The 23,808-nt window shown below is 67.3% G+C and carries 22 protein-coding genes and 1 pseudogene; 11 read left to right on the top strand and 12 right to left on the bottom strand.

Translation table 11 applies throughout. The annotated features are described in order from the left end of the window. Positions 1-16: 16 nt before the first annotated feature. Together NFL01S_RS26430 and NFL01S_RS26425 are read left to right on the top strand one after the other, a co-directional pair. On the top strand, positions 17-1,120 hold the full coding sequence (locus tag NFL01S_RS26430; protein ID WP_062979023.1) for a lysylphosphatidylglycerol synthase transmembrane domain-containing protein: 1,104 nt from the start codon (positions 17-19) through the stop codon (positions 1,118-1,120). 74 nt (positions 1,121-1,194) lie between these two features. After that, positions 1,195-1,563 carry a DUF3054 domain-containing protein gene (locus NFL01S_RS26425; RefSeq protein ID WP_371851861.1) on the top strand — a complete coding sequence of 123 codons (369 nt, stop codon included), beginning with the start codon at positions 1,195-1,197 and terminating at the stop codon, positions 1,561-1,563. A gap of 12 nt (positions 1,564-1,575) precedes the next feature. On the opposite strand, the gene NFL01S_RS26420 is transcribed toward NFL01S_RS26425, so the two are convergent. Next, positions 1,576-3,171, bottom strand: a complete 1,596-nt coding sequence (locus tag NFL01S_RS26420; RefSeq protein ID WP_084493273.1) for an NTF2-like N-terminal transpeptidase domain-containing protein — start codon at positions 3,169-3,171, stop codon at positions 1,576-1,578. A gap of 388 nt (positions 3,172-3,559) precedes the next feature. On the opposite strand from NFL01S_RS26420, the gene aroQ reads away from it, so the two are divergent. Then, positions 3,560-4,033, top strand: coding sequence for a type II 3-dehydroquinate dehydratase (aroQ, locus tag NFL01S_RS26415; RefSeq protein ID WP_062979021.1), 474 nt, complete (start codon positions 3,560-3,562; stop codon positions 4,031-4,033). Here the strand turns inward: aroQ and NFL01S_RS26410 are convergent, their stop codons facing one another. Continuing rightward, positions 4,034-4,489 carry a nitroreductase family deazaflavin-dependent oxidoreductase gene (locus NFL01S_RS26410; protein ID WP_062979020.1) on the bottom strand — a complete coding sequence of 152 codons (456 nt, stop codon included), beginning with the start codon at positions 4,487-4,489 and terminating at the stop codon, positions 4,034-4,036. A gap of 512 nt (positions 4,490-5,001) precedes the next feature. On the opposite strand from NFL01S_RS26410, the gene NFL01S_RS26405 reads away from it, so the two are divergent. Beyond that, positions 5,002-6,099, top strand: a complete 1,098-nt coding sequence (locus NFL01S_RS26405) for a zinc-binding dehydrogenase (RefSeq protein WP_062979019.1) — start codon at positions 5,002-5,004, stop codon at positions 6,097-6,099. Between the two features lie 73 nt (positions 6,100-6,172). Next, positions 6,173-6,484, top strand: coding sequence for a GNAT family N-acetyltransferase (locus tag NFL01S_RS26400; RefSeq protein ID WP_033246526.1), 312 nt, complete (start codon positions 6,173-6,175; stop codon positions 6,482-6,484). Between the two features lie 245 nt (positions 6,485-6,729). Here NFL01S_RS26400 and NFL01S_RS26395 read toward each other — a convergent pair whose 3' ends face one another. Then, the gene (locus NFL01S_RS26395) at positions 6,730-7,491 is read right to left on the bottom strand and encodes a lysophospholipid acyltransferase family protein (protein WP_062979018.1); all 762 of its coding nucleotides are present in this window, start codon (positions 7,489-7,491) and stop codon (positions 6,730-6,732) included. Between the two features lie 260 nt (positions 7,492-7,751). Here NFL01S_RS26395 and NFL01S_RS26390 point away from each other — a divergent pair, with 260 nt between their 5' ends. Next, positions 7,752-8,411 carry a YqgE/AlgH family protein gene (locus NFL01S_RS26390; protein WP_084493283.1) on the top strand — a complete coding sequence of 220 codons (660 nt, stop codon included), beginning with the start codon at positions 7,752-7,754 and terminating at the stop codon, positions 8,409-8,411. Positions 8,412-8,430: 19 nt separating this feature from the next. Here NFL01S_RS26390 and NFL01S_RS37145 read toward each other — a convergent pair. Next, positions 8,431-8,899, bottom strand: a pseudogene (locus NFL01S_RS37145) (ATP-binding cassette domain-containing protein); the annotation flags it as partial. Positions 8,900-9,021: 122 nt separating this feature from the next. Next, entirely contained in the window at positions 9,022-9,534 is a 513-nt protein-coding gene (locus NFL01S_RS26380) for an EXLDI protein (protein WP_062979016.1), read from the bottom strand. Positions 9,535-9,819: 285 nt separating this feature from the next. On the opposite strand from NFL01S_RS26380, the gene NFL01S_RS26375 reads away from it, so the two are divergent. After that, positions 9,820-10,614, top strand: coding sequence for an SDR family oxidoreductase (locus NFL01S_RS26375; RefSeq protein ID WP_280507302.1), 795 nt, complete (start codon positions 9,820-9,822; stop codon positions 10,612-10,614). 246 nt (positions 10,615-10,860) lie between these two features. Here the strand turns inward: NFL01S_RS26375 and NFL01S_RS26370 are convergent, their stop codons facing one another. Genes NFL01S_RS26370 through NFL01S_RS26360 form a run of 3 tightly spaced genes read right to left on the bottom strand, consistent with a single transcriptional unit; the run spans position 10,861 to position 12,998 of the window. Next, positions 10,861-11,229, bottom strand: coding sequence for an SCO6045 C-terminal-like domain-containing protein (locus NFL01S_RS26370; RefSeq protein WP_062979014.1), 369 nt, complete (start codon positions 11,227-11,229; stop codon positions 10,861-10,863). Then, positions 11,226-12,095, bottom strand: coding sequence for an MbnB/TglH/ChrH family RiPP precursor modification enzyme (locus NFL01S_RS26365; RefSeq protein ID WP_062979013.1), 870 nt, complete (start codon positions 12,093-12,095; stop codon positions 11,226-11,228). Before NFL01S_RS26365 ends, NFL01S_RS26370 begins: the two co-directional genes overlap by 4 nt. Before the next feature lie 3 nt (positions 12,096-12,098). Then, positions 12,099-12,998, bottom strand: coding sequence for a TIGR04222 domain-containing membrane protein (locus NFL01S_RS26360; protein ID WP_084493282.1), 900 nt, complete (start codon positions 12,996-12,998; stop codon positions 12,099-12,101). 402 nt (positions 12,999-13,400) lie between these two features. Between NFL01S_RS26360 and NFL01S_RS26355 the strand changes: the two genes are divergently transcribed. Beyond that, positions 13,401-14,159, top strand: a complete 759-nt coding sequence (locus NFL01S_RS26355; RefSeq protein ID WP_062979011.1) for a glycoside hydrolase family 25 protein — start codon at positions 13,401-13,403, stop codon at positions 14,157-14,159. 141 nt (positions 14,160-14,300) lie between these two features. Here NFL01S_RS26355 and NFL01S_RS26350 read toward each other — a convergent pair whose 3' ends face one another. From NFL01S_RS26350 to leuS, 3 genes are all read right to left on the bottom strand, one after another. Further along, complete coding sequence (locus NFL01S_RS26350; protein ID WP_280507295.1) at positions 14,301-14,537, bottom strand: winged helix-turn-helix transcriptional regulator; 237 nt, start codon at positions 14,535-14,537, stop codon at positions 14,301-14,303. A gap of 71 nt (positions 14,538-14,608) precedes the next feature. Continuing rightward, positions 14,609-16,651, bottom strand: coding sequence for a PhoX family protein (locus NFL01S_RS26345; protein ID WP_062979061.1), 2,043 nt, complete (start codon positions 16,649-16,651; stop codon positions 14,609-14,611). Between the two features lie 206 nt (positions 16,652-16,857). Beyond that, positions 16,858-19,749 carry a leucine--tRNA ligase gene (gene leuS, locus NFL01S_RS26340; RefSeq protein ID WP_062979010.1) on the bottom strand — a complete coding sequence of 964 codons (2,892 nt, stop codon included), beginning with the start codon at positions 19,747-19,749 and terminating at the stop codon, positions 16,858-16,860. A gap of 458 nt (positions 19,750-20,207) precedes the next feature. On the opposite strand from leuS, the gene NFL01S_RS26335 reads away from it, so the two are divergent. Next, positions 20,208-20,630 (top strand): SdpI family protein, encoded by a 423-nt coding sequence (locus NFL01S_RS26335; protein WP_062979060.1) that lies wholly within the window; start codon positions 20,208-20,210, stop codon positions 20,628-20,630. A 5-nt stretch (positions 20,631-20,635) separates the two neighbouring features. Here the strand turns inward: NFL01S_RS26335 and ggh are convergent, their stop codons facing one another. Continuing rightward, positions 20,636-21,976 (bottom strand): glucosylglycerate hydrolase, encoded by a 1,341-nt coding sequence (gene ggh, locus NFL01S_RS26330; protein ID WP_062979009.1) that lies wholly within the window; start codon positions 21,974-21,976, stop codon positions 20,636-20,638. A gap of 195 nt (positions 21,977-22,171) precedes the next feature. Here ggh and NFL01S_RS26325 point away from each other — a divergent pair, with 195 nt between their 5' ends. Next, positions 22,172-22,873: an SDR family oxidoreductase gene (locus NFL01S_RS26325; RefSeq protein ID WP_062979008.1), complete on the top strand. Its 702-nt coding sequence runs from the start codon at positions 22,172-22,174 to the stop codon at positions 22,871-22,873. Between the two features lie 251 nt (positions 22,874-23,124). Beyond that, positions 23,125-23,772 carry a DUF8020 domain-containing protein gene (locus NFL01S_RS26315; protein ID WP_062979006.1) on the top strand — a complete coding sequence of 216 codons (648 nt, stop codon included), beginning with the start codon at positions 23,125-23,127 and terminating at the stop codon, positions 23,770-23,772. The last annotated feature ends 36 nt before the right edge of the window (positions 23,773-23,808 follow it).

Here is a 23,808-nt window from a genome sequence, read left to right as displayed (position 1 = left end):
CCATTAGGCTGGGCTCGTGACTGCCAACGGTGATACAGCGGATACGTCTGCTGTGTCCCGGGTAGGCGATACGCCGGAGAATCGGAAACGCTCCCGGAGATTCCGGTGGCTCAAATGGCTGGCCGTTTCCGTACTGCTGCTGTTGTTGATCGGGGAAGGAGTTTATCTCTATCCCCGGCTGCACGAGTCGTGGCAGAAACTGACCGAAATCCATTGGGGCTGGGTCGCGGCGTGTATCGCATTGCAAATGCTGTCCATGTCCGGTTTCGGCCGGGTACAGAAGCAGTTGTTGAAGGCGGGCGGCGTCGAGGTCAGGCAGCATAGATCGGTGGCCGTGGTGTACGGCGCGACGGCCATGTCGGTCACGCTGCCCGCCGGGCAGGTTTTCTCCACCGCGTTCACCTACCGCCAGACCAGGCGCTGGGGCGCCAGCCCGGTGGTCGCCTCGTGGCAGCTCGTCTTCTCCGGGGTCGTCTCGGCCGCCGGGCTCGCCCTGCTCGGTGTGCTCGGCACGATGCTGGCCGGTGGGCGGATCGGCCCGGTCAACCTCATCGTGTCGGTGGCCGCCGTGGTGGCGCTGGTCTGGGCGGGTAACTACGCATCCCACCATCCGGGCACCCTCGAAGGGGTGTTCCGGCGCGGTTTGGCCCTGGTCAACCACCTGCGCAAACGTCCTGCGGATGCGGGGCGCGAGAAGATCCGGGAGATGCTGGCCCAGGTCGAATCGGTGGATATGGGCACCCGCGACGGCGCCTGGGTCACCGGTTGGGCGGTGGTGCACCGGCTCGCCGATGTCGCCTGCCTGGGCGCCGCCTGTTATGCCATCGGCGGCGATCCCCGGTGGGCAGGTCTGCTCATCGCGTTCGCGGCCGGTAAGGCGGTGGGCTCCATTCCGTTCGCGCCGGGCGGCATCGTCTACGTGGACGCGACCTTGATCTACGGGCTCACCGCGGCCGCCGGGCTGCCGGCGGCCCAGGCGGTCGCGGCCGCGTTCGTCTACCGGCTGGTGAGTTTCGTCCTGATCGCCGTCATCGGCTGGATCGTATTCGCCTTCCTGTTCCGCAATCGCAATGCCGAGGACGACGAATACGAGCAGGAGTTCACCCGGCGCAACGCCTGACCCCCAGCGCAGCGGCCCCGGGGACAGGTCTCCGGACGGAGTTCGCCGGATTGCGACCCATTATGCTGCGCAGTGTGAGATGGCTGGGACCGATCGTTGTCGATGCGCTGCTGGTGGTGCTGTTCTGCATTATCGGGCGCCGCAGTCACGACGAGGCGATACTCGCCGGTCTACTGCGCACTGCGTGGCCGTTCGTGACAGGACTCGCCGTCGGCTGGATCGCCTCCTATCTGCTGTACCGCAGGCGCCGGGAGACCGAACCGTTCAACGGTATGCGCCTGCGGCCGACCGGCCTGGTGATCTGGTCGAGCACACTGGTCGTCGGTATGGCGCTCCGGGTGGCCGGCGGCCAGGGCACGGCGATCAGCTTCGTCATCGTGGCGGCGTCGGTACTGGCCTTGTTCCTGCTCGGCTGGCGTGCGGCGATCCGGGCGCTCGACTAGGGGCGCCGGACCTCACTCGTCGGGTTTCGCGAACGATGCGAGCATCCGCTCCCCCATCCGCACGACCATATCGCCGCTGTCGACATCGGCGATATGGATGGCGAAGGCCAGATCACCCATGGTGGCGATGAGCCAGCCGTCGTCACCGGCCTTGGCGGAATACCCGGTGACATCGCGGAACCCGCGCAAACGCGCCATCTGCGGCGCCTTCATCCCCTCATGCAGCACCCGGCGCGCCGCATCGGCGACCGGCCCGGGCAGCGGCCCTGTCGGGGCGTCGGTTCCGCTCGGACGGCCCCGTTCGATCATCGGTGGCCGCAGGGTGCCGTCACCGATGGCCGCCGCCGCAATCGCCATCCCGAAGGGGCTGGCCAGCAGTGCATCCGAACCACCGCCCTGACGGACCGGTTCGGCGTCGCCGGCGCCCGCCGGTCGACCGGTGACCTCCTCGAGGCCGGGCACCCGGAAGTCCACGCCCACGCCGAGCGTGGCCGCGGCCTCCACCGCCTCGGCATCGGAGACATCCTTCGCGGACTTGCCCTCGGACGCCGCGGCCACCTCCCGGAACAGCTCCATCATGCCGCCCGCCGGATACAACCCGGTGAACGCGACCGGCCCTTGGGCACTGGAGTAGTTGTTCTGGGCCACGGCGACCACGGCGCCGGTGGACGGCTGGGTGACCACGATCGAGGCCGGCGAACCGACGCTCACCACCGCATCCTCGGCGGCGCGTTGCAGCCGCTGGTCCATGGTGCCGGCGATATCCGGCCCGGCCGGACCTTGATGACCGGCCAATTGTTTGACGAATTCCCCGTTTTCGAAAAGTTGGACGGCCCAGCCGGAATGCTTTTCCTGGCTTTCCTCGAAAACGTTGGTCATGGCGTCGAGCATCGGGGAGAAGATCCGGCGATCGGAGACGATCAGCCGCGGCTCCTTTTTCATCACGACACCGGGAATCGGGGCCATCTCCGGTTCCAGGATCGCGAAATCACCTTCGCGCAGGCTCACGGCCGTAATGGGTTGACCGCCGGCCGCGGCCAGCTTCTCCCGCAGCGACGTGCCGGTGATCAACGGGGCGACCGGTTCGATGGCGCGCGACAGTGCGTCGGTGGAGGCCACCTGGTCGGGCATCCGCGCGGGATCGAGCTGGATGACATTGATCGTCTGCTGGGTCATGAGCGGTTTGCCGATATTGTCCACCACGCGCGGCGCCGGATCGGGCGTCGTCCGCACCAACCGGACGCTGCGGTCGTGCTCGAGCTGCGGCATCACCACGGCCGGATCCCAGGAGATCTTCCACCCGTCGGAGAGTTTGCGGATGGTGCCTTCCAGATCGTAGGACCAGTCCTTGCGCTCGCCGAAGTTCCAGTGCACATCCAGTCTGAAGATCCCGGTTTCGGCATCCAGTCCGATGAATTGCGTTTTCTCGTAGTCGACATGGCCGGTTTCGAGCCCGTCGAACATTTGCTCCAGAGTTGCCGACGCCGCCGACGGGTAGGAGGTCAGTTCGGCTGCCGCGGCGTGATCACCCTCGTCGAGCAGTTCGGTGAATTGGTCGACGACCGATTCGGGACCGGCCTGCTCGGTGCCGGACCCGCACGATCCCATTGCAATTGCCAGAGCCGCCACCCCCGTAAGGGCCACTGCGCCCCGGAAGCGAAAGCGGCGGGATCCCCACACATCCATGTCGCCCACTCTTCACTCTTGCCACTCCAGTAACAAGACCACCGTACCTGAAAAATGCCTGCTGGCGCGTGCCCGCAAACCCGAAACCATAGCTTGTTCCACTGTGTGTAGTTGTGGCCGTACCCAACTCGCCGCCGAACCGGCCGTGATCATTTACCGGGCCGTCGGAAGACACCCGGCTTCGCTACGCTACCGATCGGTCCACGACGCTGTGGCGTTACCCCGCAACTCCGGTTCCACTGCAGAGATACCCCGTAACGGTAGCTCAGAACCCTCGGCACGCGTTCGGGGTGTCGGTAAGGTTGCTGCCATGCCCGGCACCTCCTTCCCGCAAACCTCGAGCAGTCCGATCCTCGTTCTCAACGGCCCCAATCTGAATATGCTCGGTACTCGCCAGCCCGAGGTGTACGGCACGGAGACCCTCGAGGATGTAATCGAATTGTGCCGTCGGGCCGCCGCGGCGCGGGGCGGGGATATCGCGCATTTCCAATCCAATTCCGAAGGCGAATTGATCGACCGGATCCACGCCGCGCGCGGGACGACGTCCGGAATCGTGATCAACCCGGGCGGGTTGACCCACACCTCGGTCGCGCTGCGCGACGCATTGGTCATACCGGAGGTACCGATCGTCGAGGTGCACATCAGCAATGTGCACGCCCGTGAAGAGTTCCGCCGCCACTCCTACATCTCCCCCATCGCCGATGCCGTGGTCGCCGGGATGGGCGGCTACGGCTATGTCGCCGCAATCGATTTCCTGCTGGCCCGCAGCGCGGCCGGCGCCTGATCAGCGCACGCGGTCCAACCGGAAAACCGGGAACCCCGGCGCGATTTCGGCGAGCTGCGCATCGGTGGCGTTCTTGGTGACGCCTTCGAAAAACCGGTCGACCTCCCAGCCCCAGCGTTCCAGGTAGTGCCGCAGCAGCGGAATCTTGTCGGCATCTGCGACCTCGGCCGCCGTGAACGTTTCGGTCTTGCGACCGAGCCGCAACTCGCCCGTACCGGCGGCCCGGAGATTGCGGACCCATTGGGTATGCCCGCGGGGCGCGACGAGATAGCGCTCACCGTCGGCGGCGGTCATCACATTGACCATGGTGGTCCGCCATTCGCCGGATTTGCGACCGCGCACGGCCAGCAACCGGGAGCCGGCGATGCTGATCCCCAGCTTGGGCAGCAGGTTGACGATGCGGTTGAAGATCGGGTCGAAACCGGTGGGGGCGAGGTAGCGGGTGGCGGCGGTCATCGAATTCTCCTTAGTGAGCGCTGCTCTCTGTTGTGAACAACGATCGCACTTTGCTGCCGATATGTCAAGAGCAGTGCTCTCCGGATTCGGGCAGACCGCCTTCGGTGGCGTGGGTGGAGAGCCGTTGCCCCTGCACTCGGGGTAGACCATCCGCCTCTCGGCGATGAGAATCCGGCTCGCGAGGTAGACCATCTGCGAAGGGACGGGCTGTAATTTTGGAGGCGCTCCACGTCTCGAGGGCGGGCCCTGTCACCCCCTGCACTCCTCCGCTTCGGCCCCGCTCCGACGCTCCGGACCAGGGGCGGACCCCACCCATGGTTCGTGGGTGGGAAATGTGGAGGAGCACTGAACTTCGCGGCGGCTGGGTTGCCGGGTGGAGCCGAGCCGACCGGCGAGAGGTCGGTGGGGATTTCGCCGAAGCCGGTCCGGCGGCAGGGTAGTTCTGAGACGGTGATCGTGTCCCCCGGAGACGAGTGCGGGGACAACGAGTGAGTTGGCGGAGGAGGAGTGCTGTGCAGGCCGCAGTTTTCTACGGAGGCGAGCCCCGGCTGGTCGTCGAGGACATCCCGGTACCGCAACCCCGGCGAGGCGAGGTGCTGCTGCGGGTGACCGCCTGCGGGGTCTGCCACACCGATCTGCACGTCCTCAGGTCCGAGGTGAAGTTCCCGGCACCCGCGGTACTGGGTCACGAGGTTTCCGGCGTCGTCGAACAACTCGGCGAAGGCGTAGCGAATATCACGGTGGGCGATAACGTGGTGTGCAGCTTCATCATGCCGTGCGGGGACTGTCGGCACTGCGTGCGGGGAGCCGAGGATCTGTGCGAGAAATTCTTCGCGCACAACCGGCTCAACGGCACCCTCTACGACGGCACGAGCAGACTCGCCCGACACGACGGGACACCGCTGGCCATGTACTCGATGGGCGGACTGGCCGAATACTGTGTCGTCCCCGCCTCCGATGTCTTCGCCGTGCCCGCGGAAGTCGGCCTCGACGCAGTCTCGATTCTCGGTTGCAGTTCGTTCACCGCGCTCGGCGCGATCCACACCGCCGAACTCGGTCTCGGTGATCGGATCGCGGTGGTCGCGGCGGGCGGTGTCGGCTCCTCGATTGTGCAATTCGCGGCGGCCGCCGGGGTCGCCCAGATCATCGCCGTCGATATCAGCGACGAAAAGCTTTCCGCCGTCGCGAAACTCGGCGCAACCCACACGGTGAACTCGCGCACCGAGGACGCCGCCGCACGCGTCCGGGAACTCACCGGCGGCCACGGCGTGAACGTGGCCTTCGAGGCGCTCGGCAGTCCCGCCACCTTCGCGACGGCACTGGATATCCTCGACGACGGCGGCCGCGCGGTGGTCGTGGGTATCGCACCCGCCGGCTCCACCGGCAGTATCGACCTGGCCCGGCTGGTCCGGCGCAAACTCGAGATCCTGGGCTCCTACGGCGCGAAAGCCCGCACCGATATGCCGGCCCTGCTGCGGATGGTCGCCGCCGATACGGTGCGGCCGCAGGAGGTCATCACCCGCCGCTACTCGCTCGCGCAGGCCGACGAGGCGTACCGGGCGCTCGCCCGCGGGGAGATCGTCGGGCGAGCGATCATCGAAATGTCCTGACACCGGAGGCGACTTGTCGCACCGGCTACCCGATCGAGGCGAATTTTCGCGGTCGAACGAGTAGCGTCGAGCCATGCCGACGGACGTCCGCAACAACACCGCACTGGAACGCTTCGAGATCACGGTCGACGGCGAGGTCGCGGGCTACATCGAATATCAGGACACCGCCGGTGAACGGGCGTTCGTCCATACCGAGATCGACCCGCGCTTCGAAGGTCAGGGCTATGCCCGTGACCTGGTCGAAGCGGCATTACACGCGACCGGCGCCGAAGGGCTCGGCGCGCTGCCGATGTGCCGGGTGGTCGGGCATTTCATCGAAACCCGGCCGCAGTACCTGTCGATGGTCCCGCACTGGGCCCGCGACCGGCTCGGGTTGCCACAATGATGCCTCGCGTTGCCACAATGATGCGTTGAGCCGTACACGTAGGCGCAGTGGGCCGCTCGGATCCCGAACCGCACCGTTGCGCGGCGGCGATACCGGGCACCACTGAACGCCTTCGCAGGAGACCGCTCCGGTCGACCGGCACCACAACCGGTGCCGGACTCCGGTCGTCCCGCTTCGGCGAGCAGTCGTTCGGCTGACCGGCGGTCCCTCCGACAGCTCGGAACGCCCCCGGCGACACGCTCCGCTCAGTACCCGGCGACGGCTCCGTCCAGCGCCTGCTGGAGATCGGCGCGGACCAGCCGGGCGATCTCGGCCGGGCGGGCCGGGAGCTCGGTGCGAGGGACGGTGAAATGGAAGCTCGCCGATTTCGCTTCCTCCTTGGTCGGCTCCACGGTGGGGCCGGGCCGCGGACCGTAACTCAACCCGAGGCACAGCAGCGCAGGCGCGACGCCGAGCTTGGCGGCCCGGAACGCGATATGACCGATCCCGGTGCCGACCGGCTGAACCTGCGCCGGGTCCACATCGTTGCAGGTGCCCTCCGGGAAAACGGCCAGGCTGTCGCCCTCGGCCAGGCGTTCGGCGCAGATATCCATCATGCGCTGCCCGGCGGCGTTCACCGCCCGCAACCCGTGATCGGTGCCGCGGAACACCGGGATGCCCCCCATCATGTCGATCCGGCGCCGCAGTTTCTCCTCGACGAACAGTTCGTCCTTGGCCAGCACGCGGGTGCGCCCGATAACGGGCCGCAACTCACTGCGCCACGCGGCCGCCGCCAGCGTGTACGGATCCAGCCGGGAGAGGTGGTTGACCGCGATCAGCAGCGGCGTGCGGGCGCGAATCAGTTCGCGGATGGCGGTGCGGGCACCGTCGGCGTAGCCGACCCGCGGCCGGTAACGCCTGCCGAGCAGGGCATAGGCCCCCATCGCCTGGATCCGGTTCTGCCGGTGCGCACGGTAGAAGTCGTACACGTCGTCGCTGTTGCCGAGAAGCACCTCAGGGGGTCGCATACGGCTGACTCTACGAGCATGGGCGAATCACGTCAGGCCGGGCGGCGTGACCACGGAGGGCCCACGCCCGTGCTTCGTGGGGGCGAGCAAGGACCGGCACCGGCAGGCGGCCTGACGGGGAACCGCGGCGGGCGGCGCTCGCAACCACATGCATTCGGGTGTGTCCGGAGGGCCCGGAAACCGACGCCCATCCGAACACCAGGTGAAGCGAACGGGTGATCAGAGGGGCGCAATTGCGCAATAACTGCGATGATGGCCTGGTGGCGCAGGCAGATGACCCCGATGATCGCAAGACCCGGGGCGGCCGCGGTGGCGGGCACGAACCCGGCCCCGGTCGTCGCGGTAGCCGGCAGGACGAACAGACGGTGCGGGCCGGCTCACTACTCGTGTCCTCGACCGACCTGGCCGAGCCGACGTTCCGCCGGACGGTTGTCTACATCATCGAGCACAACGATGCCGGAACTCTGGGTGTGGTGCTGAACCGGCCCAGTGAAACCGCGGTGCACGATGTGCTGCCGCAGTGGAGCGAAGTCTGCGCGCAGCCTCGCACGCTGTTCGTGGGCGGTCCGGTCAAACGCGATGCCGCGCTGTGCCTGGCTACCGTCCGGGTGGGTGCGTCCATCGACGGTGTGCCCGGCGTACGGCGGGTCGACGGCCGGGTGGTGCTGGTGGATCTGGACACCGCCCCGGAGCGGATCGGAGCACTGGTCGAGGGTGTCCGGATCTTCGCCGGGTACGCCGGCTGGACCTTCGGTCAGCTGGACAGCGAACTGGACAACGACGATTGGATCGTGGTGTCGGCACTGCCCAGCGATCCGATCACCAGCCGTCGCACCGATCTGTGGGCCGAGGTGCTGCGGCGGCAGCCGTTGCCGCTGTCACTGCTGGCCACCCACCCGATCGAGGTCGAACGCAACTAGAGGCCGAGATCCCGCCGCAGGGGTCGCCGACCAGGGTCATCGCCAGGTCGAACCGGCGGGTCATATCGCCCGAATAGGTCGAGGCGGGTTTGTCTCCGGCGTCGGTCAGTGCGAAACGGTCCAGCAGTTCCTGGGCGAGTTCTTTGGTGCGCTGCCCGGGCAGGTGGTGCAGATCGCCCATCAGGTGCAGGTTCTCCCGCCCGGTCAGGAGCTCGTCGACGGCTGCGAACTGCCCCGTGACGCCGATGATCGAGCGCACGGCGTCAGGTTCTTCGGTGGGTTCGTATCCGCCGACGCGGATCTGGCGCCGGCGGCGATGAGGCGCTCAGGATCTGCACCGTCGTGGTTTTCCCGGCACCGTTCGGGCCGAGTAGCGAGAAGATCGTCGCCTCGGGAACGGCGATATCGACTCCGCCGAGCACGATCTTTTCCTCATAGGATTTCCGCAGGCCGGTGGCGCGGATCGTGGGACTGCGCCCGTTGTCCATGATGTTCCCTTCCCTGGAATACATATTTGAATGCGAATAAGGGCATGTTTTATCGACACGGCTCCCAGGTTGTGGCGTGAATGGTTCGGCGGGTCAGCGGCGCGCGCCGCGTCCGGAAAAGATCAGATGTCGAGCTCTTCCACCTGGGGCCGATCAGCTATATCGGCGACCCGCCGGTACAGCTCGTCCGGAATCTTTCCCTGCAATTCCTCCAGCGTGTCGGTGACGGTGAGCCGATAATCGCCCCAGTCCTGTTCGATACCGAGCATGCGCCGCCAGTTCTTCATATCGCGGAGCCAGTTCTGCGATTCGGGATAGTCCGACCAATTCGAGTACTGCGCATGTAAGGCGAACTTGCCTTTTCTGCCCCGAAACACCCGCAGGTGCTCCATACGTTCCACGTCGACGTCCCGGTGTTCGCCGAGCAGCGAACCCTGGAATCGCACTTGCCGGACCCCGTTGTGCCCGACCCGCAACACCACTTCGTCAAAACCTTCGAGCCGGCCCTCCTCCAGTTCGATGAACCGCCGCAACGCGGTGACCACCGCACCGGACAGATTGCCGCCGACAAGCTCCTGCGCTCGCTGGAACAGGGGCAGATCGTCATCGGCTACGTAGATGGTCTTATTCGGCATGAACTCATTATATGTAGAAGTATACGTATAGGCAAGCGATGGTGGCGATCGATCGAAAAACCCACCTCCGACAGGGACGAACCCACCGGCTCCGGCCGGGGCGACAACTACTGGATGCAGGTATCCGCCCAACCTCACCCTAGCCGGGTGATCCGCTACCGGGGTCTGCTCCTGGTTTCCTTGGACCCGCAGGGTGGTGACCGGTAGCCCGGCCACCGCAGCACGGCGGAGCCACTCCCGCGCCGTGCGCAACACCGGACACGCAGAGCAACCGACTTCCGTGAAATCCCCCGGCGCGACCGGGGCCATGCCGTGAAAGGCGGGAGAATGAAACACGTAGTCGTAGGCGGTACCGGGCGAATCGGCTCGCAGGTGGTGCAGAAACTGGCGGCGGCCGGCCACGAGGCCGTCGCCGCGGCACCGTCCACCGGCGTCGACATCATCACCGGGAAGGGTTTGGACGAGGTGCTGGCGGGCGCCGATGTGGTGACCAATGTGGCGAACTCGCCCACCTTCGGCGAAGCATCCCTGGATTTCTTCCGCACCTCGATGGACAACCTGCTCGCCGCGGGCGAGCACGCGGGCGTGAAACATCAGATCGTGCTCTCGATCGTCGGCGTGGACAAGGTGCCACAACTGGACTACTACCGCGCCAAGGCGCGGCAGGAGCAGATGGTGAAATGGGGTCCCACGCCGTACTCCATCCTCCGGGCCACCCAGTTCTTCGAGTTCATGGATTCGGTACTGTCCTGGACCGCCGACGGGAATACCGTCCGCCTGCCCGGCACCCGCCTGCAACCGATGGCAGCCGCCGATGTCGTCGACGCGGTGGTCGAAGTCGCCACCCGCGCGCCGCTACAGGGGATCCGCAATATCGCCGGCCCGGAGGTCTTCGCATTGGACGAACTCGGCCGGATCACCCTGGCGGCGCAGCACGACGACCGTCTCGTCGTCACCGACGAATCGGCCGGTATGTTCGCTGCCGTCCCCGATGACGCCCTCCTGGCAAGCCCGGATACCCCGCTGGCCGGTACCCACTACCGCGACTGGCTCCGTGACCACGCCACGGCCGCCTCATAGGCCCGCGGCCGGTCGAACGCCGGCACCGGCCCTCGGGCCGCGGGCCCCGTGCAGATCGCGACATGCCGATCCGCCGGGGCCAGATGCGACCGCCACCTCAGCGAACAGCGCACCATCGCCGGGCGGTCGGGAGCGGACTCTGCGCGGAAGGCATCGAGGCGCATATACGGCCGAGGGACCGCACGGATTCTGCCTCGCTCACCGGCATCGTTCGCGGGAAAGCGTTCTACCATCGCTGCGGGCTGCTCAACTACTACGGAAGTTACTCAGCACGCTGCGGAACCGGGACAACAACGCGGTGCGCCGGCCGGCCGGCTGCGGCTCCGGCGGCCACTGCACACCGTTGTCGCGGGCGAACGCCAGTGCGTCGGTGACGATACCTGCCTTCGGGTGGCCACGAGCCCAATCGACGTAGCGGGCGGTGAAATCGGGGCCGGTGGCGTGGACCAGGGCGGGATAGTGCGCGGCCGTTTCACGGGCACGTTTACGCAGGAGCGCCTCCGCCGTGGCCTGCACCGCGGCCGGATCGAAACCGGGCGGCACAGTCCCATCCGCCACCAGTGCGCGCACCAGCGCGGCCTGCCGCTCGGCCAGACCGGTACCCGGTTCGGTCATTGCCGGACCGCCCGGGCCGTCGCGGTGATCGGGGCGCGGGCCGCGGCATTGCTGATCGCATCGAGTTCGTCGAGCAATTCCTCGTCCGGCGGGTAGCTACCGTCACGTTCGAGCATCAGTGGGACAGGGTGGTCGCGGACGAAATCGGCAACCAGCGTCAGTACCTCGGCCGGGACCGGATGCAGGTGGGTGTCGTGATACCGGCCGCCGGCTTCCACACCACCGGCAATATGACAGTAGGCGATTCGCTCGGCGGGCATCCGGCGCAGTTCGGCCAGCGGATCGCGACCCCGATTACGCGCGTTGGCATAGACATTCGCGATATCGAGCAGCAGATGGACCCCCGTCCGCTCGACTATTTCGGTGAGGAATTCCGCCTCGGTCATCTCGTCGTCGGGCCATTCGAACAATGCGGCGATATTCTCCACCGCCAGCGGAACGCCGATGCCGTCCTGGGTCCGGGTGATATTCGCGGTGAGCACCGCCAGCGCTTCGGCTGTCCGCGGCACCGGAAGTAGATGACCGGCCTCCAGACCGCCGGCCCGTACGAAGGCGATATGTTCGCTCACCAGCGGCGCCGCCAAGGCATCGGCACAGAGCGCCAATCGGCGCACCCGCGCTTCGGCGACCGGCTCGGCACCACCGAGTGACAACGAGACACCGTGCGGCACAATGTATGTGCCGCAGTCCCGGAGTGCGGCCAGTTCTACCGGAACGACAACCTCATTCGCATTCTGCTCGCTCTTCACTGGCAACGATTCGGCGACGACCTCGCAGAAATCGAGTCCGTCCAGTTGGGCGATCACACCGCATATCTCTGGGCGCCAGCCGATTCCGAGTGCGGCTTCCGGTAGCGGGCCGATCACCGGTCAACCACCGCACCCACCGCAGCCGCCGCAGCCGCCACCGTCGCCGCCCCCACCGCCGTCACCCCCGCTTCCGCCGTCATCCCCGCTGCCTGCCGGTTCCGCGCTGGAGCCTCCCATCGCGGTGTTCAACTCGGGATCGATCAGCATCAGTGCCTGCACACCGAACAACGCGACCGCCACACCGGCGGCTGCGGGTCCGAAGGACGGATACGACGGGATAGCCGACGGACGCAGATGAAAGTTCCCGGCGAGCGCCTCCTGCTTCGCGGCCTTACCCCTTCCGGTGACCCGCCCCGCGGTCACTACCCGCCACCAGGCCACGCCCAGCAGTATCAGGACGATCCCCAGGAAGATCACCGGATTGCCGTTGGACAGCCCGGCGATCAACCGGACCACTCCGAAGAGAGCGACCACCACGATCGGCAGGCCCGCCTCCCGTAGCTCCTTCGAAAGCCGCGGCCCGGTCATATATCCGCGGTCCGCCAGGCCTTCGCGCAACCGGTCCAGGTCCGTGCGCATACGGCGTGTCACCTCGATGATGCTCTGCTGCGACCTACCGAGATGACCGGATACCGCGACCGTGAACGGGTCGAGGCCGGAAGGAACCCGTGACCCGGTGGAACGCCCCTGGGCATCGATCAGCTCATGACCGCGCAGCAGCGCGACCGCGGCCATCACCGCACGCTGATCGCTGGTGAGCAGGCCGAGCTCGGGTGCGCTCAGATCCGCCGGGAGAGCGGTCGCGCACGAACGGACGACCCGGTGCCGCAACCAGAACGCGACACCGACCGTGAAGACCGCGACCGGAACATACAGTTGCAGGAAACCGGCGCTGGAGATACCCCAGGTCTGCGCCGCCGACAGCACAACCTCCGCAGCCGGCCAAGAGTCCGCGCGCATACCCACCTCCGGTGTTCCATGTTGTCCGATCAGTATCCGGGCGAATCCCGACCACGCCACGCCGATTCGGTGGCAAAACCGTGAACCGCATATGGCAGCTCGGGTATCAGCGCTGCTCACGCCCGGCGGCGGCCCCAGTCCGGTGGAACGGTCCGCGACGATATCGGTGCCGATTCACGGCGCGGTCTTACCCGGTAGCCGCGCTGACGGTGCATAGGGTCGGTGTCCATGACCCCTGTCCGTTGGAGACCGACTGCATCGTTGCGCCGCCTCCCGCGGCGCGGCCCCGGCGACCCGCACAGCCATCGCACGGCGGCGGGAGCCCACTACCCGGCGGTCTGTGCGCCGGGTAGCGAACGAACCGGGCCACCCCGCACAGAGCCGCCGGCATCCCGAGCCCGGATGGTCCGGAATCGAGCCGGCCACCGAGTAGGAGGGCTGCTACGGAGGGCCGCCGTGGGCGGGGTGCTGGTGTGCGCGGCAGCTTTCGGCGCCTACCCTGCGGCAGCCGCCCAGCCGACCGGCCCCGATGTCTCGTCCTGGCAGCACGACAGCGGGCGGCCCATCGATTGGTTCGCCGTGCGCGGCGCGGGCCACGGTTTCGCCATGGTCAAGGCCACCGAGGGCCTGCACTACATCAACCCGTATTTCGTCCAGGACAGCCTGCACATGCGGGTCGCCGGGATGGCCCGCGGTACCTACCACTACGCACATCCGGACCTCCCGCCGGAACCGCAGGCCGCGCTCTACGCCGCGGTCGTTCTGGGCCAGAACGGCCCGCTGGATCTGCCGCCGGTTCTGGATATCGAGCATTCCGGCGGACTCCCGCCGGCCGCGCTGATCGACTGGACGCACCGCTATCTCGATACGGTCCAGGCGCTGACCGGCCGCGTCCCGATCATCTACACCTACCCGACCTTCTGGAAGACCGCGATGGCCGACAGCGACCAGTTCCACCGCTACCCGCTGTGGATCGCCGACTACCGCGACCGCCCGCAACCGGAGGTCCCCGGCCGCTGGCCGGCGTGGACCTTCTGGCAGCAGACCGATTCCGGTTCCATCCCCGGTATCCACGGCCCCACCGATGTGAACGTGTACAGCGGTGCCCAAGGAGATTTCCGCAGGTTCGCCCGGATGGGCGGTCTCACCGGCAGCGGATAGGCCTACCCGCTGCCGTCGTACACGGGCAACCGCCGTCCGGACCTCTCCGTGGCCGTCCTCACCGTGTCCGCGGCCGCGGGCCCCGGCCTGCCTCCCGCGCCGACGGGTCATGAGCTCGGTTCACCAGCGCCGGCCGGGGACTCACCCCTGTCGCCGATCGTGCCGTTCCTGGGCGTCGGCGACGTCCACCGCATGCGCGCGGATCCAGGCGAGGAGCTGCCCCAGCGATCCGGCCAGGCCGTGCCCGAGCGTCGTGGATTCGTAGCTCACCCGCGGCGGCGTGGTGGGTTCTACGGTCCGCTCGACGAGACCGTCGCGCACGAGAGTCCGCAACGTCTGCGACGGCATCGTCTCGCTGATTCCGCCGAAGCACCGCACCGGGCGGCCCGCCGCGCCGCGCGGGTTCCGGCCGGAAGCGCGGCCCCGCCGGAACCGTTGCGGCGCAACGCTTACTCGACGCCGATCCGGCCGCCACCGGCCTTCCAGACCGCCACCACGGACGGGCGCGGCTGCGAGGTGCCGCCATCCGGCCAGTGCGAGGCCGGTGCCTCCACCGAGGCGTCATCGGTCTCGCCCGGATGCTGAACGCAGACGATGACCCGTTCCTCGGTGATCACCGGACCGCAGGTCTCGCCGCCGACGGGAACCGACAGGAACTGTTTGGTCTCACCGCGGCGATCACCGTCGAGGACCACCGCGAACAGGCCGTCGTTGGCGTCCAGGGCATTGCCGTCGGTGCTGATCCAGAGGTTGCCGTACGGGTCGAAGGCGAGGTTGTCGGGGCAGGAGATGGGGCTGACCTCGGTCTTGTCGTAGCCGGCGAAATAGGTGTCGGCGGCCGCCGGGTCACCGCAGACCAGTAGCAGCGACCAGGTGAATTCGGTGCCCGCGTGATCGTCGGTGATCTCGAGGACCTGCCCGTTCTTGTTCTCGTTGCGCGGGTTGGCCTCGTCGGCTGCGGCTTCGCCGTCGGTGCCGCGTTTGCTGTTGTTGGTCAGCGCCACGTACACCTTGCCGGTTTTCGGGCTGGCCTCGAAATCCTCGGGGCGGTCCATTTTGGTGGCGCCCACCTTATCGCCGGCGAGGCGGGTGAACACCGCCACTTCTTCGGCGGTCATCCCGTCCACCAGCGATTCCCCGCGGCCGTCTTCCCCGGCGCGCAGGATCGGGATCCACTGGCCCTTACCGGTGAAACCCTGATCCGAGGGGATGGTGCCGGAACCGTCGATCCGGTCCGGGTGATCTCCGGTGAGTTTCGCGACGTAGAGGGTGCCGGCATCCAGGATGGTGCGGTTGTGGCGGCGGCTTGCCGCACCGGTGCCGGGTTCGATCTTGCGGGTGGAGACGAACTTGTACATGTAGTCGAAGCGTTCGTCGTCGCCGCTGTAGGCAACCACAGTGCCGTCGGCAGTGACATGGATATTCGCGGCCTCGTGCTTGAATCTGCCGAGCGCGGTGTGCTTGACCGGCGTGGACTGCGGATCCCACGGATCCACCTCGACCACCCAACCGAAACGGTTCGCCTCGTTGGGTTCTGCCGCGATATCGAAACGCTTGTCGAACTTCTCCCAGAAATGGGGGGAATCGGATTCGCCGATGCCGTAGCGGTCCAGCCGTTCGGCGCTCACGGGATCGGCGGCCTTGCCGATGAAATAGGCGTTGAAGTTCTCTTCCCCGGAAAGCACGGTGCCCCAGGGGGTCACCCCGCCGGAGCAGTTGTTTATCGTGCCGAGAACCTTGGTGCCGGTGGGGTCGGCGATGGTCTTCAGCAGGTCGCTACCGGCGGCGGGGCCGGTCAGCTCGAACTCCGTTGTCGCGGTGATGCGCCGGTTGTACTTGCCGAAAGCGGGTTTCAGCTGCCCGGTTCCGGGCTCACCGTGTACCTCGACCACCGATAGGCCGTGCGCGGCCATGGCGATTTCGACCTGTTCTTTGCTGATGGCCTCGGGCTTGTACCCGGGGAACATGAACACCTCGGTGGAGTATTCGTGGTTCACCACCAGCAGGTATTTGCCGGGCTGTCCCTCGATCGGCAGCAATCCCGCGAAATCGTTGTTGTAACCGAACTGCTTGGCCTGGGCGGCGGGAGTCTGGCCGTAGAAATCGAATTCGGGGGCGTCCTCGAACAGCGGGTCGCCCCAGCGGATCACCACCCCCTGTTCGTAGCCGTCCGGGATGACGACCGCATCCTCGGTGTTCGGTGCGACCGGCGCGAACCCGGTCCCCATGCCCTGCCCGCTCTCGGAACTTCCGGCCCCGGCGTCGTCACCGCAGGCCGCGAGGGTACCGGCGGCGCCGATCGCGACCACCGCGGCCGCACCGCCTTGCAACACCCGGCGCCGGGAGATCCCGGCCACGATATCCCCGAAGTAGGTGTTCGACGAGGTGTTGGGTACCTCGTGGAAACAGGCGTTACCGCATTTGTACTGGCAGGTCACGCGCGACCGGGAGCCGGCCGGTTGGTGTGCGACGAAGAGCGCAAGAGGTTTCACAGTGGACTCCTGTTCCGGGCTGAACGCACGCACGCTAGCCGACGCAGGCAAGTCCGAAGAGTCTCGCAGATTAACTACCGGCCAACACGGTAGCCCGGGAATTGCCGAGCCACCGTGTCGGGCGGTCACGAGTCAGGCTGTGTCCAGGCGTATGAGCAGGGCCCGGAGGTGGCAGCGCTGTGCTACCACTGCCCGGCCCGATTCGCTCATGCGACGATATTGACCAGCCGGCCCGGCACCACGATCAGTTTGCGCGGCGCCTTCCCGCCCAGCAGCGCGGCGATCTTCTCGTCGGCCAGCGCAGCCGCCTCGATCGCGGCCTGATCGGCCTCCGGATCCACCTGGATACGGCTGCGGACCTTCCCGTTCACCTGAATCGGGTATTCCACGGTTTCCGCCGTGAGCAACGCCGGATTGGCCACCGGGAACGGGCCGTGCGCCAGCGAACCGGTGTGTCCCAGGCGTTCCCACAGTTCTTCGGTCATATGCGGGGCCAGCGGCGCCAGCATCAGCACCACCGGTTCCACGGCCGAACGGGGCGCGCCCTTCGGATAGGCCTTGGTCAGGTGATTGGTCAGCTCGATCAGTTTGGCACCGGCGGTGTTGTCGCGCATGGCCGCGAGGTCCTCGTCGACCCCGGCGATGGTCCGGTGCAGCAACCGCAGCGTCTCATCGGAGGGATTGTCCTCGGTGACCCGGGTCGCGCCGGTCTCCTCGTCCACCACCAGCCGCCACACCCGCTGCAGGAAGCGGTGCGCGCCGATGACGTCCTTGGTGGCCCACGGCCGGGACGTGTCCAGCGGGCCCATCGACATCTCGTAGAACCGGAACGTATCGGCCCCGTACAGATCGCAGATCTCGTCGGGGGCGATGGCGTTCTTCAGCGATTTGCCGATCTTGCCGTATTCCTGGTTCACCTCGATCTCGGTGCCGGTGGTGTCGGTCCAGTAGAACTTGCCGTCCCGTTCGACCACCTCGGCCGCGGGAACATAGACGCCGCGCGCATCGGTGTAGGCGAATCCCTGGACATAGCCCTGGTTGAACAGGCGCCGGTACGGTTCGCTACTGCTCACCTCGCCCAGGTCGAACAGCACCTTCTGCCAGAACCGGGCGTACAGCAGGTGCAGGACGGCATGCTCGACGCCGCCCACGTACAGATCCACACCACCCGGATCGTCCGCACCGTGCTCGGCCGGCCGCGGGCCCAGCCAGTAGTTCTCGTTCTCCTTCGCGCAGAACACCGCGGAATTACTGGGATCGGCGTAACGCAGCTGGTACCACGAACTGCCGGCCCACTGGGGCATGACGTTGGTATCGCGGCGGTAGGTGCGCGGGCCGTCTCCCAGATCGAGTTCGACCTCCACCCAGTCGGTGGCCTTTGCCAGCGGCGGGGAAGGTTCGGAGTGGATATCGTCCGGGTCGAAGGTGACGGGGGCGAAATCGTCGAGTTCGGGCAGCCGCACCGGCAGCATGGATTCCGGCAGGGCGTGCGGGGCGCCGGATTCGTCGTAGACGATCGGGAACGGTTCGCCCCAGTACCGCTGCCGCGCGAACAGCCAGTCCCGCAGCTTGTACTGCACGGTCCCGGCGCCGCGGCCGTCGGTTTCCAGCCGGGCGATCACGGCGGCCTTGGCGTCGGCGATGGTCAACCCGTTCAGGTAGTCGGAGTTTATCGCCGGGCCGTCACCGGTGTAGGCGTCGCCCTCGAAATCGTCCGGCGGCTGCACGGTCCGGATGATCGGCAGGCCGAACGCGGTCGCGAAATCCCAGTCGCGCTGGTCCTGACCCGGTACGGCCATGATCGCGCCCGTCCCGTACCCGCTCAGCACATAGTCGGCGATGAAGACCGGCACCTGCGCGCCGTTCACCGGGTTGGTGGCGAAAGACCCCAGGAAGACGCCGGTCTTCTCCTTGTTCTCCTGCCGCTCCAGATCCGATTTCGCCGCGATGGCCTTGCGGTAGGCGGCGACGGCGTCGGCCGGGGTGGCGCTGCCGCCGGTCCAGCGGGCGTCGGTATCGGCCGGCCAGGCGGCCGCGGTCAGCGCATCGACCATCTCGTGTTCCGGGGCCAGCACCATGTAGGTGGCCCCGAACAGGGTGTCGGGGCGGGTGGTGAACACCTCCACATCGCCCGCCGGCGTGGCGAACTCGACCCGGGCGCCACGCGAACGCCCGATCCAGTTGCGCTGCATGGCCTTGACGTTCTCCGGCCACTCCACGTGCTCCAGATCGTCGATCAGCCGGTCGGAGTAGGCGGTGATCCGCATCATCCACTGCCACAGCTGCTTGCGGAACACCGGGAAGTTGCCGCGTTCGCTGCGGCCGTCCGCGGTGACCTCCTCGTTGGACAATACGGTCCCCAGGCCGGGACACCAGTTCACCATCGAATCGGTCTGGTACACCAGCCGGTACGAGTCGATCAGCGCGCGCCGCTCGGCGGCGGACATACTCGCCCAGTCCTTGTCACCGGGCACCGGGCGGGCACCCGAGGCGAACTGCCGCTCCAGTTCCTCGATCGGCCGGGCCCGGTCGGCTTCCTGGTCGTACCAGGCGTTGTAGATTCGCAGGAAGATCCACTGTGTCCACTTGTAGTACTCGGGGTCGGTGGTGGCGAAGGAGCGCCGCCGATCGTGCCCCAGGCCCAGCCGGTCCAGCTGGCGCTGCATGGTCGCGATATTGGCCTCGGTGGTGTCGCGCGGATGCGCGCCGGTCTGCACGGCGTACTGCTCGGCGGGCAGGCCGAACGCGTCGTAACCCAGTGCGTGCAGCACATTGCGCCCGTGCATCCGGTGGTACCGAGCGAACACATCGGTGGCGATATAGCCCAGGGGATGCCCTACGTGCAGCCCCGCCCCCGACGGGTACGGGAACATGTCCTGCACGAACAGCTTGTCCGCCGGCACCTCCCCGGCCAGCGGGCCCACCGGGTTCGGCGCGTGGAAGGTACCGCGCTCGATCCAGCGCTGCTGCCACCGGCTTTCGATCTCCCCGGCGAGCGCAGCGGTGTACCGATGGGCGGGCGTATCGTCACCCCGGCCGGGGGCGCCGGTGTCTACCGAGCTCTGCCCGGCCGTCTCGGTTGCGCGGGAGTCCTGCACGGTCCTGCCTTCTTCTAGCTGCTGATGGGGAGAATTCCGTCGTCGAACAGCCTAAGACTTGCCCCCTGACAAGCCCAAAAGGTGGGTGTATCCCGTCGCGCCCAGCGGCCGGACCGAATGAGACACGGCCCCGCCTACTGCGCACAGACAGGAAGTCGGGCACCTCCGACCGGGCCGCGCCGCCGAGGCGACGAGTGCAGCCTGGACCACTGGGTCCGCCCGGTCGGCCCCTCCGAAAACCGCCGCCACCACCGGCGCCGGCGAAGCAAGCCGGCACCTTCCGCTGATGAGAAGGCCCCCTCACTAGCAGTCGCGACCGGTCTGCACAGCACTCAAGTGCATACCGACCGACCTACGCCGACGACCGAGCCTTACGCAAGAGTGTGACCCGGGTCTACTTCCCCGCGGGCGCCCCGCCGAGCTTCGGCCCGGCAAACCCCCTGCGGTATTCTCGGCTGGTGCTTGTCGTCGCGATTCTGCTGTTCGTCCTGGCCCTCGTTGCCCTGACGACGGGCGTGCTCGGCTTCTTCGGCCGTCTGCCCGGCAACCGGTATATCGGTGTGCACACCGAAGCCGCGCTGCGCGACGAGACCGCCTTCCGCACCGCGAACCGGATTGCCGCCCCCACCTCGGTGGTTTCCGGCGCACTGCTCGCCGCGGGCGGGCTGGTGGTGCTGGCCGCGACAACGCTCACCGGCATCCTCGTCACCGTGGGTGTGCTGGTCATCGCCCTGTTCACCCTCGGTGCGGGCGCCAATGCGGGCGCGCGGGCCGCCGAGGCCATCGCCCCGCCGGCGGAGACCGGCGGCTGCGGCGGCTCCTGCGGGGGATGCTCGCTGAAGAGCACCTGCGAACCGGCCGCCAGCTCACAACCGGTCTGATCTCCTCAGCCCAGCCAGTCCAGCACACTGGCCGCCGTCCACGACTGCTGCATACTGCCCAGCGGCTCCCCGGTGAACGGTTCGTAATACTCCGCGAAGCTGCCGTCACTGGCCTGGCGCAACGCTTCGGCGCGTAGCAAGAAGGAACGCTCCGCCCAGCCGCGGTGGGCGAAAACCCAGGAGAACAGCCAGCTCATCACCGGCCAGACCGGGCCACGCCAGTACTCACGCGGACGGAAATCCTTCGATACCGGTGACGTCGAGGGCGGTAGCGCATACCGCAGGTCGGGGTGGCCGCAGAACCGCGGGCCCTCGAAGATCCGCAGCAGGCTGCGCTCGGTGGCCCGCGACAACCCGCCGCTGATGAGGGGCGCGAACATCGCCAGGGTTTCGGTGGTGATCCAGCGGCCCAGCCGGGTGTCGTAATCGCGGGCGGCGCCCGTGCGGGCATCGGTGGTGGCGATCACGCCGGCGCGGAACCGGTCGGCCCACGCGAAAAGTTCCCGGGTATCGGCCTTCGGCTGATGGTATTCCTCGCCGATCTGCCCCAGCACCTCGCAGGCCATAGCGAAAATCGCAGTGACGAATACATCCTCCACTGCGAAATCCATGACCGTACTCAGCTCGGCATCGTCGTAGCGGGAGCGCCGCATCTGCTCCACCAGCCACAGGTACCGGTCGTATTCGCGGTCGCTGGGGCGCTGGGTGGGGTCGTCGATGACGAGCACATCCTCGCGCCGATACGGCGGCAGGTCCGGGCCGGGCGCGACATTGTCGTAGGCCCGGTCCCAGCGCGGCGAATTGTCCATCCCCGATTCCCAGCCGTGATACAGGGTGATCCGGCCGTTGCCGAGCGGGTCACGGGCATATGCCAGCCAGCGATGCCAGCGCACCAGATCGGACCAGCGGCGGTTCAGGAACTCCTCGGCCACGGCGCGCGTGCTGCGGCCGTGCCGGCGCGAATGGTCCAGGATCCGCTGCACCGCGATGGCATGCACCGGCGGCTGGGTGATCCCGGAGGTATCCGGGCCATCGGGCGCCTGAACGGCCAGCAACCGGCATTCCCAGCGGGCCGGCCCCGGGAAATAGCCGTCCACGCCGTTGGCGAACACGATGTGCGGGATCATCCCGTTCTTCCACTGCGCCGAAAGCAACGTGTCGAGTTCCATCACCGCACGTTCCACACTCAACGGCGCCAGGCCCACCGCGACGAAGGCCGCGTCCCAGCTCCACATATGCGGATACAGTCGCGGGGCAGCGCTGGTCATGGTTCCCAAATCGTTGCCACGCAGCAGGTATGCCGCGCGGGCAGCGAGCTGCGTCGGGGTGAAGCCGGGATGTGCCATTTCTACATCTTGCTCGTGTTCCTGGCGCCGGTATCGCGGCGCGGGTGACTTCCGGGTTCGGCGGAGCCGGGGCTGATCACAATTTTTACCCAGGCGGGGTTTCACGGGGATGAGGCCGCTGTTAAATTGCCTCGTTCCGGCGCGGCACGCGCGGCCCTGGACCCGCGCAGATCTGCGCGCCAATAGACTTCTGTTGTGCAACGTGGAACTGAAGGGGCCGGCCGGGAACGGCCCGTGGCACTGGTCACCGGGGCCGGGCGCGGGCTGGGGGCGGCGATCGCGCGGGAGCTGGCACCCGACCACGAGCTGCTGCTGGGTGCGCGGTCTGCCGCGGGCCTGGAATCGATCCTGACCGAGCTGCCGGAAGCGACGGGCTGGCCGGTCGAGCTCACCGACTATCCGGCCGTGGCTGCGGCGGCGGCGCCGATCGAGCGGCTCGACGTCCTCGTGCACAACGCCGGTATCGCCGATCTGGGCACTGTCGCCGAATCCTCGGTACGCCAGTGGCGCGAAACCCTCGAAGCCAATCTGATCGCGGTGGTGGAGCTGACCAGGCTGCTGCTCCCCGCCCTGCGCGCGGCGCACGGGCACGTGGTCCTGATCAATTCGGGGGCCGGGCTGCGCGCGAACGCCGGATGGTCTTCCTATGCCGCCAGCAAGTTCGGCCTGCGGGCGTTCGGGGACGCGCTGCGGCTCGAGGAGCCGTCGATCCGGGTGACCTCCGTCCATCCCGGGCGGATCGATACCGATATGCAGCGCGAGATCGTGGCCGGGGAGGGCCGGTCCTACGATCCGGCCCGGTTCCTGCGTCCGGAGACCGTTGCCCGTACGGTCCGGACCGCGATCGATACCGCCGGCGACGGCCATCCCACCGAGATCGTTTTGCGCCCACGCTGATCCGTCCGGACCGCTTCACGCGGCGGAAGCTGGACATTCACCGATCCGCCGATATACAGTGCGGCCCACTGCGCCCGGTACCGCGGTTTTTCCACGAAATCCCGCCACCCACAGGCCCTCCGGAGCGTAGTGTCCCGAATATTCGATTACACCGGTGAACAGGTAATTCATCCCGGAGTAACGGATAGCGTGCTCGTACCGGCTGTAAACCATCCTTTGCGACGAAGTGATCAGATCGGACGTGTGAACTCATGAGGATCCGTAAGTTTGCCGCGGCCGTCGTGCCGCTCATAGCCACCGCGACCTTCGGCGCGGCAACCGCATACGCTGCGCCCGCTACGCCGGATATCGGTTACCGCACCGAACTGGCCGGCGAAACCGTCGTCACCACCCTCACCCACGGCACCTTCGAATTGGACGGCGAAAACGTCGATATCGTCGACGAATCGGGGGCCACGGTGGTCACCCTGCCGCTGGCCGTACGAGAGGGCACCACCGAATATCCTCTACCCCACGAGATCCGGGAAGACGGCCGAGTCCTGGAGCTCACCGCGGTCAAGGATTCCACGAAAGCGCGACCGGCCACCGAATTCGTGGCCTCACCGCAGGAGAATCTGGCGGCCCAGAACTATTTCGCATCGCAGTTCGGAATCGCGACCGCCATCGGCGGATTCGTCGGTACCGCAATCGGCGCACTCGTGGGTCTCACCGGAATCGTCACCGGGCCGGGTGTTGTCGCCAGTGTTATCGCCGGTGCCACCATCGGTGGGATCATCGGCACGATCGCCGTCGGCGGTCCCACGCTGGTCATTGCGGCGGTGGACCTGGTCAACACCCTCAATGCGGCACCGGGCACAACCCAGTGGGCACCGAAGAAACAGGCGACTTCGCAGAACTGATACCCGGAGAGCCGGCCGCCGGACCCACTGCGTATT

Source organism: Nocardia flavorosea NBRC 108225, from assembly GCF_001613385.1.
Taxonomy (GTDB): domain Bacteria; phylum Actinomycetota; class Actinomycetes; order Mycobacteriales; family Mycobacteriaceae; genus Nocardia; species Nocardia flavorosea.
Note: the sequence above shows the minus strand (reverse complement) of the source record. Positions and strands in the feature narration are given on the sequence as shown.

Coding starts and splice junctions, on each gene's coding strand:
- NFL01S_RS26420 (WP_084493273.1), bottom strand. CDS start 3,171: ATGGGATCGTGCGGGTCCGGCACCGAGCAGGCCGGTCCCGAATCGGTC.
- aroQ (WP_062979021.1), top strand. CDS start 3,560: ATGCCCGGCACCTCCTTCCCGCAAACCTCGAGCAGTCCGATCCTCGTT.
- NFL01S_RS26410 (WP_062979020.1), bottom strand. CDS start 4,489: ATGACCGCCGCCACCCGCTACCTCGCCCCCACCGGTTTCGACCCGATC.
- NFL01S_RS26400 (WP_033246526.1), top strand. CDS start 6,173: ATGCCGACGGACGTCCGCAACAACACCGCACTGGAACGCTTCGAGATC.
- NFL01S_RS26395 (WP_062979018.1), bottom strand. CDS start 7,491: ATGCGACCCCCTGAGGTGCTTCTCGGCAACAGCGACGACGTGTACGAC.
- NFL01S_RS26380 (WP_062979016.1), bottom strand. CDS start 9,534: ATGCCGAATAAGACCATCTACGTAGCCGATGACGATCTGCCCCTGTTC.
- NFL01S_RS26370 (WP_062979014.1), bottom strand. CDS start 11,229: ATGACCGAACCGGGTACCGGTCTGGCCGAGCGGCAGGCCGCGCTGGTG.
- NFL01S_RS26360 (WP_084493282.1), bottom strand. CDS start 12,998: ATGCGCGCGGACTCTTGGCCGGCTGCGGAGGTTGTGCTGTCGGCGGCG.
- NFL01S_RS26355 (WP_062979011.1), top strand. CDS start 13,401: ATGGTCCGGAATCGAGCCGGCCACCGAGTAGGAGGGCTGCTACGGAGG.
- ggh (WP_062979009.1), bottom strand. CDS start 21,976: ATGGCACATCCCGGCTTCACCCCGACGCAGCTCGCTGCCCGCGCGGCA.
- NFL01S_RS26315 (WP_062979006.1), top strand. CDS start 23,125: ATGAGGATCCGTAAGTTTGCCGCGGCCGTCGTGCCGCTCATAGCCACC.